Origin of the sequence: Caulobacter segnis (genome assembly GCF_003243465.1) — a bacterium.
GTDB classification, from domain to species: Bacteria; Pseudomonadota; Alphaproteobacteria; order Caulobacterales; family Caulobacteraceae; genus Caulobacter; species Caulobacter segnis_A.
Genome location: NZ_QFQZ01000061.1, coordinates 23,348 through 29,896, shown reverse-complemented (window position 1 = coordinate 29,896; position 6,549 = coordinate 23,348). Strand labels below are relative to the sequence as shown.

The following is a 6,549-nucleotide window of genomic DNA, read 5'->3' as shown; positions in this document are numbered from 1 at the left end:
GGCGGACGCGTAGCTCAGCGGGAGAGCACTACGTTGACATCGTAGGGGTCACAGGTTCAATCCCTGTCGCGTCCACCATCTCCTTCCCCAATTAAGTCAAACGCTTGCGGCCAAATCGGTCGTCCGATTTCGCGCGTGTTTCGGCCAGCGCGTGGGCGCGCTGCGGTGGCGCCGACGCGCGCTGCGTCAGGCCGTCCAGGGACGCTGCGGCGAGCGGGCCGTCAGCCCTCAGGGGACTGAAGTTCGGCGATGACCTCCGCCGCTTCGGTGAAGGCGGTGTTGGCGGCGGGAACGCCGGCGTAGATGGCCAGCTGCATCAGGGTCTCCTTCAGCTCGTCCTGGGTGAAGCCGCCTTGCTCCAGGCCGGCGCGGACGTGCAGGCGAAACTCCTCCCAGCGCGCCAGGCTTGCGCAGATGGCCAGGACCAGCAGCCGGCGGGTGCGGTGGTCCAGGCCCGGCCGGCCCCAGATCTCATTCCAGGCATAGCGGGTGATCATCGCCTGGTAGTCGGCGGTGAAGGCGGTGCGCCGGGCCAGGGACCGGTCGACCCAGGCGTCGCCCAGCACCTTGCGACGGGTGGTCAGGCCGGCCTCGAACAGGGTGTCCTTGGCGTCCCGCACGGCGGTCCCGTGCAGAACCTCGCCGACGAAGGCGCGGATGGCCCCGGCCAGGGCGGTCGGCGCCTCCAGGCTCGGCAGGTGGGCGGCGTCGACCTCTACATGGCGCGAGCCCGGTACGGCGGCCAGGATCCTGTCGGCGTGGCCCTGGAACGGGGTGGCGGCGTCCTTGGCCCCGGTGACCACCAGGGTCGGGGCCGTGATGGACGGAAGGTTGTCCAGCAGCGCCATGTCGCGGATCGCCGCGCCGCAGCCGCAGTAGCCGTCGGGGTTCTGCGCCAGCAGGGCGGCGCGGACGGTCTCGACGACCTCGGGATGCTTGGCGCGGAAGCCCTCCGAGAAGAACCGGGCCATGACCGGCTCGACCAGCGGGGCCATGCCCTCGGCACGAACCAGGGCCAGGCGCTGGTCCCAGGTCGACGGATCCATGGCGGGCGAGGTGCAGGCCAGGACCAGCGCCTCGACACGCTCGGCCGCCTTGGGGGGCAGGGCCATCAGGATCATGGCGCCCAGCGACGTGCCGACCAGGCTGGCCTTGCGGACGCCGGCGGCGTCCATCACCGCCAGCACGTCGTCGGCCAGCAGGTCCAGGCTGTAGTCGCCGGCCGGGGCGTCCGAGGCGCCGTGCCCGCGGGTGTCCATCCGCAGCACCCGGAAGTCCGGCGTCAGCAGCGGTACGACCGGATCATACAGCGACAGGTCGGTTCCGATCGAGGTCAGCAGCACCATGACCGGCTTGTCGGCGGCGCCGTCGGTCCGCCAGTAGAGGCGCGCGCCGTGCGAGGTGGCGAAGGGCATCAGCAGGTCTTTCCGTAGGCGGCGAGCGCCGCGGCGACCAGCGCCTCGGACTCGCCGGTGTCGATTCCGACGTCGGCGGCGGCGAGGTTGGCCACCATGCGGTCCGCGTGGACCTCCAGGCCCTCGATCACCGGCGCCATGACGCTGAGGGCGCCGTGGGTCAGCTGGAACAGCTCGGCCAGCACGGGTCCCTCGGCCTGCCAGCCGCCCAGCCCGCGCTCGTGCTGCTGCTGGGGGAGGGCGGTGATCAGGGCGGCGGCCAGGTGCGGCGCGCGGATCGCGGCGCTGAGGGCGACCTGGCAGCCGGTCGGATTGCGCTTGTGGGCCATGGCCGAGGAGCCGCCCCGCCCTTCGACGCGCGGTTCGAAGGCTTCCGCGACCTCGCCTTGCGCCAGGAGGGCCAGGTCGCCGGCGATCTTGCCGACCGCGCCGGTCAGGATCGCCAGGCTGGCGCCCAGCCCGGCCAGGCCTTCGCGCCGGGCGTGCCAGGGCGTCTCGGCGGCCGGCAGGTCGAGGCGCTCGGCCAGGCGCGCGACGACGGCGAAGGCCTGGCCGTCCAGCCCGGTCAGCGAGCCCGTCGCGCCGCCCAGCTGCAGCCGGATCGCCGCGGTCTCGCGCTCGAACCGGGCCAGGGCGCCGGTCACGCCCTGCAGCCAGCCGGCGACCTTGAGGCCGAAGGTGATCGGCAGGGCGCCCTGCAGCAGGGTGCGGCCCAGCATTGGGCTGGCCGCGTGGCGCTCGGCCAGGACGGCCAGGGCTTGGGCCAGGCGGCGGCTTTCCGCCACGACCAGCGCCGCGCCGGCCTTGGCCTGCAGCAGCAGGGCGGTGTCGGCGAGGTCCTGGCTGGTCGCGCCCTTGTGGACCTGGCGGGCGATCGCCGGGTCGGCGATGCGCGCGCGGATCAGCGCCACCAGCGGAATGGCCAGGGTGCCGGCGTGGGCGGCGGCCTCGGCCAGGGACTCGATCTCGGGACGTTCGGCGCAGGCCGCGACGATCTCCGCCGCCGAGGCCTGGTCGATCACGCCGACGTCGGCCTGAGCCTGGGCCAGGGCGGCCTCGAAGCGAAGGGCCGCGTCCAGCAGGGCCTCGTCGCCGAACGCCGCGAGCATGGCGGGGGATGAGGCCGATCGGTCGCGGATCAGGGAAGGCAAGGGGGGCTCCGTCTGCGTCAGACGTCGAAGAAGACGGTTTCGCGCGCGCCTTGCAAGACGATGTCGAAGCGCCAGGCGTCGCCGACCTTGCGCGCGACCAGGGTGTCGCGCCGCTCGGCCGGGACCAGGCCGAGGACCGCGTCGGCGTCGTTCTCGGGCGCGTCCTCGAAATAGACGCGGGTGACCAGCCGCTTGAGCAGGCCGCGGCCGAACACGCCGACGGCGATGTGCGGGGCCTGCGGGCGGTCGCCCGGACCGGGGACCGGGCCAGGGCGCACGGTGCGGAAGCGATAGAGGCCGTCCTCGCCGGTCGAGGCGCGGCCAAAGCCGATGAAGCCTTCGTCCAACGCGATGTCCGGGCGGTCGTCGTCGGGGCTGGCGTAGCGGCCGGCGGCGTTGGCTTGCCAGATCTCGACCATGGCGTCCGGAACCGGGGCGCCGTCCGCGTCGTAGACCACGCCCTCCAGCACGATCTTCTCACCGGCGACCGCGCCCTTTGGCGGCGCCAGGTTGAGGACGTAGTGCGCCTGCGGGAACAGTTCAGGCCGCGCGCCCAGGTCCGACTGGCCGACCAGGTCCGCGCCGCCCTTCCAGGGCAGGCCATAGTGGAAGAACGGTCCGACGGTCTGCCACGGGGTCTGGCCGAACAGCGACGGATCCTGGTTGTCCTGGCGCGGGGCCGGATTGACCTGCTCAGTCATGATGGTCGTCCTCGGTCGGGGTCTGGTCCTTGCCGCGCAGCACGATGTCGAACAGGTAGCCCAGGGCCCAGTTCGGACGCGTGGTCGCAAGGTCGAAGCGCGAGACCATGCGCTGGCGTTGGGGCATGGGCACGGCGTTGGCGATCGGATCGATCTCGATCAGCGGATCGTCGGGGAAGTACATCTGGGTCACGATGCGCGTGGCGAAGGCCGGCCCCAGCAGGGACAGGTGGATGTGCGAGGGGCGCCAGGCGTTCTTGTGGTTGCCCCATGGATAGGCCCCGGGGCGGATGGTCACGTACTGGTAGCGGCCCTCGGTGTCGGTGACGACGCGGCCGGCCCCGGTGAAGTTGGGGTCCAGCGGGGCGTCCCACTGGTCCTTGCCATGGATGTAGCGGCCGGCGGCGTTGGCCTGCCAGATCTCCACCACCGTGTTGGCGACCGGGCGGGCGTCCTCGTCCAGCACGCGGCCGGAGACGATGATGCGCTGGCCCTGGGGCGTTCCGCGGTGCTGGCGGGTGAGATCGGCCTGGGCGCCGCCCATCAGCTGGTCCCAGCAGCCGGCCGGCCCGGTGGTCTCGGTCAGGGTCTGGGGAATCTTGACCAGGGGCTGGCGCGGCGAGCGGGCCACGGTCGAGGCGTAGGGCGGATGCAGCGAGGGCGGCTGCCCGGCGTCCTCGCGGGTGTAGCCGGGCGGCAGGATCAGGCTCATGCGACTCTCCTAGACGCGCTCGAAGGCGAGGGCCGCGCCCTGGCCGACACCGATGCAGAGGGTGGCCAGACCCCTGGCGCCGCCGGTCGCTTCCAGCTGGCGCAAGGCCGTCAGGACCAGGCGCGCGCCGGACGCGCCCAGCGGGTGGCCCAGGGCGATCGCCCCGCCGTTGGGGTTCACGTGCGCGCCATCGTCCGGCAGGCCCAGCTGGCGCAGCACCGCAAGTCCCTGGGCGGCGAAGGCCTCGTTCAGCTCGATGGCGTCGAAGTCGCCGATGGCCAGGCCGGTCTTGTCCAGCAGCTTGCGGACGGCGGGGACCGGGCCGACGCCCATGACGCGCGGCGCGACGCCGGCGGTGGCGTAGCCGGTGATGCGGGCCCGCGGCGTCAGGCCGTGGCGCTTGATCGCCGCTTCGGAGGCGATCACCAGGCCCACCGCGCCGTCATTGACGCCCGAGGCGTTGCCGGCTGTGACCGTGCCGCCTTCGCGGACGACGGGCTTGAGCTTGGCCAGGGCGTCCAGAGTGGTCTCGCGCGGATGCTCGTCGCGATCGACGATGGTCGGACCGGCCTTGCCGGCGATCTCGACCGGGGTGATCTCGCCCGCCAGGAAGCCGTTGGCCTGGGCGGCGGCCGCCCGTTGCTGGCTGCGCAGGGCGAAGGCGTCCTGGTCCTCGCGGCTGACCCCGTAGTCGGCGGCGACGTTCTCGGCGGTCTCGGGCATGGAGTCGACGCCGTACAGCTTGCGCATGGCCGGATTGACGAAGCGCCAGCCGATGGTGGTGTCGAAGATCTCGGCGTTGCGCGAGAAGGCGCTGTCGGCCTTGCCCATCACGAACGGCGCGCGGCTCATGCTCTCGACGCCGCCGGCGATGACCAGGTCATTGTGGCCCGAGGCGATGGCGCGGGCGGCGTAGCCGACGGCCTCCAGGCCCGAGGCGCACAGCCGGTTGACGGTCACGCCGGGGACGGACACCGGATAGCCGGCCAGCAGCAGGGCCATGCGGGCGACGTTGCGATTGTCCTCGCCGGCCTGGTTGGCGCTTCCCAGCACGACTTCGTCGACGGCGGCCAGATCCAGGCCCGGATTGCGGGCGGCCAGGGCCTTCAGCGGGATCGCCGCCAGGTCGTCGGCTCGCACCTTGGCCAGCGCGCCGCCGTAGCGGCCGAAGGCCGTGCGAATACCGTCACAGATGTAGGCGGTGGTCATGAAAAAGCTCCCGCGTCGAAATCGGCCTCGGTCTTGGCCCTGATTTCGTCGAGGGTGACCCCGGGCGCGAGCTCGATCAACGTCAGGCCGCCGCCCTTCCGGTCCAGGTCGAACACGCAGAGATCGGTGACGACCATGTCGACGCAGGCCGCGCCGGTCAGCGGAAGGGCGCAGCGCTTGAGCACCTTGCTCTGGCCGGCCTTGTTGGCGTGGTCCATGACGACGATGACGCGCTTGACGCCCGCCACCAGGTCCATGGCTCCGCCCATGCCCTTCACCATCTTGCCGGGGATGGTCCAGTTGGCGATGTCGCCGTTCTGGGCCACCTCCATGGCCCCCAGCACCGTCAGGTCGACATGGCCGCCGCGGATCATGGCGAAGCTCTGGGCGCTGTCGAAGAAGCTGGAGGTCGGCAGCTTGGTGATGGTCTGCTTGCCGGCGTTGATCAGGTCCGGATCGGCCTCGCCCTCATAGGGAAACGGCCCCATGCCCAGCATGCCGTTCTCGCTCTGCAGGGTGACGTGCACGCCCTCGGGAATGTGGTTGGCCACCAGGGTCGGAATGCCGATGCCCAGGTTGACGTAGAAGCCGTCCTGCAGCTCACGGGCGGCCCGGGCCGCCATCTCGTCGCGGGTCCAGGCCATCATGCGGTCTCCTGCTCGCGAGGGCGCGTGGTCAGCTTCTCGATGCGCTTTTCGTTGATCGTGCTGAGGATGATGCGGTCGACATAGATGCCGGGCGTGTGGATGGCGTTGGCGTCCAGTTCGCCGGCCTCGACGATCTCCTCGACCTCGACGATCGTGACCTTGCCGGCCGTGGCCATCACCGGGTTGAAGTTGCGGGCGGTCATCCGGAACATCAGGTTGCCTTCGGGATCGGCCTTCCACGCCTTGATGATCGCCAAGTCGGCGCGCAGCCAGGTCTCGCGGACGTATTGCTCGCCCTCGAAGGTCTCGACCGGCTTGCCCTCGGACACCACCGTGCCGACGCCGGTCTTGGTGTAGAAGGCCGGAATGCCCGCGCCGCCCGCGCGGATGCGCTCGGCCAGGGTGCCCTGCGGGTTCAGCTCCAGCTCCAGCTGGCCCGAGAGATAGAGCTGCTCGAACAGCCTGTTCTCGCCGACATAGCTGGAGACCATCTTCTTGATCTGGCCGTTGTCGAGCAGCATCCACAGGCCGAAGCCGTCGGCGCCGCAGTTGTTGCTGATCACGGTCAGGCCCTTCACGCCGGTGTCCTTCAGGGCCGGGATCAGGGTCTCGGGATTGCCGGACAGGCCAAAGCCTCCGGACATCAGGGTCATGCCGTCGAAGACGACGCCCTCCAGCGCCGCGGCGGCGCTCTCGTAGATCTTGGATTTCATG

The 6,549-nt window shown here is 71.2% G+C and carries 7 protein-coding genes and 1 tRNA gene; 1 reads left to right on the top strand and 7 read right to left on the bottom strand.

Features of this window, described 5'->3' with window-relative positions:
- The first annotated feature begins 3 nt into the window (after window positions 1–3).
- A tRNA-Val gene (locus DI526_RS16970) sits at window positions 4–78 on the top strand.
- Between the two features lie 143 nt (window positions 79–221).
- Here the strand turns inward: DI526_RS16970 and pcaD are convergent.
- Genes pcaD through DI526_RS16935 form a run of 7 tightly spaced genes read right to left on the bottom strand, consistent with a single transcriptional unit; the run spans window position 222 to window position 6,548 of the window.
- The gene (gene pcaD / locus DI526_RS16965; protein WP_304280516.1) at window positions 222–1,415 is read right to left on the bottom strand and encodes a 3-oxoadipate enol-lactonase; all 1,194 of its coding nucleotides are present in this window, start codon (window positions 1,413–1,415) and stop codon (window positions 222–224) included.
- Window positions 1,415–2,566 (bottom strand): 3-carboxy-cis,cis-muconate cycloisomerase, encoded by a 1,152-nt coding sequence (gene pcaB / locus DI526_RS16960; RefSeq protein WP_304280515.1) that lies wholly within the window; start codon window positions 2,564–2,566, stop codon window positions 1,415–1,417. Before pcaB ends, pcaD begins: the two co-directional genes overlap by 1 nt.
- A gap of 17 nt (window positions 2,567–2,583) precedes the next feature.
- Window positions 2,584–3,267, bottom strand: coding sequence for a protocatechuate 3,4-dioxygenase subunit alpha (gene pcaG, locus DI526_RS16955; RefSeq protein ID WP_304280513.1), 684 nt, complete (start codon window positions 3,265–3,267; stop codon window positions 2,584–2,586).
- Window positions 3,260–3,967 carry a protocatechuate 3,4-dioxygenase subunit beta gene (gene pcaH, locus DI526_RS16950; protein ID WP_304280520.1) on the bottom strand — a complete coding sequence of 236 codons (708 nt, stop codon included), beginning with the start codon at window positions 3,965–3,967 and terminating at the stop codon, window positions 3,260–3,262. The genes pcaG and pcaH overlap by 8 nt, the downstream gene beginning before the upstream one ends.
- Window positions 3,968–3,988: 21 nt before the next feature.
- The gene (gene pcaF, locus DI526_RS16945) at window positions 3,989–5,188 is read right to left on the bottom strand and encodes a 3-oxoadipyl-CoA thiolase (RefSeq protein WP_304280511.1); all 1,200 of its coding nucleotides are present in this window, start codon (window positions 5,186–5,188) and stop codon (window positions 3,989–3,991) included.
- Window positions 5,185–5,832 (bottom strand): CoA transferase subunit B, encoded by a 648-nt coding sequence (locus DI526_RS16940; RefSeq protein WP_304280518.1) that lies wholly within the window; start codon window positions 5,830–5,832, stop codon window positions 5,185–5,187. Before DI526_RS16940 ends, pcaF begins: the two co-directional genes overlap by 4 nt.
- On the bottom strand, window positions 5,832–6,548 hold the full coding sequence (locus tag DI526_RS16935) for a CoA transferase subunit A (RefSeq protein WP_304280509.1): 717 nt from the start codon (window positions 6,546–6,548) through the stop codon (window positions 5,832–5,834). The genes DI526_RS16940 and DI526_RS16935 overlap by 1 nt, the downstream gene beginning before the upstream one ends.
- Between the last annotated feature and the right edge of the window lies 1 nt (window position 6,549).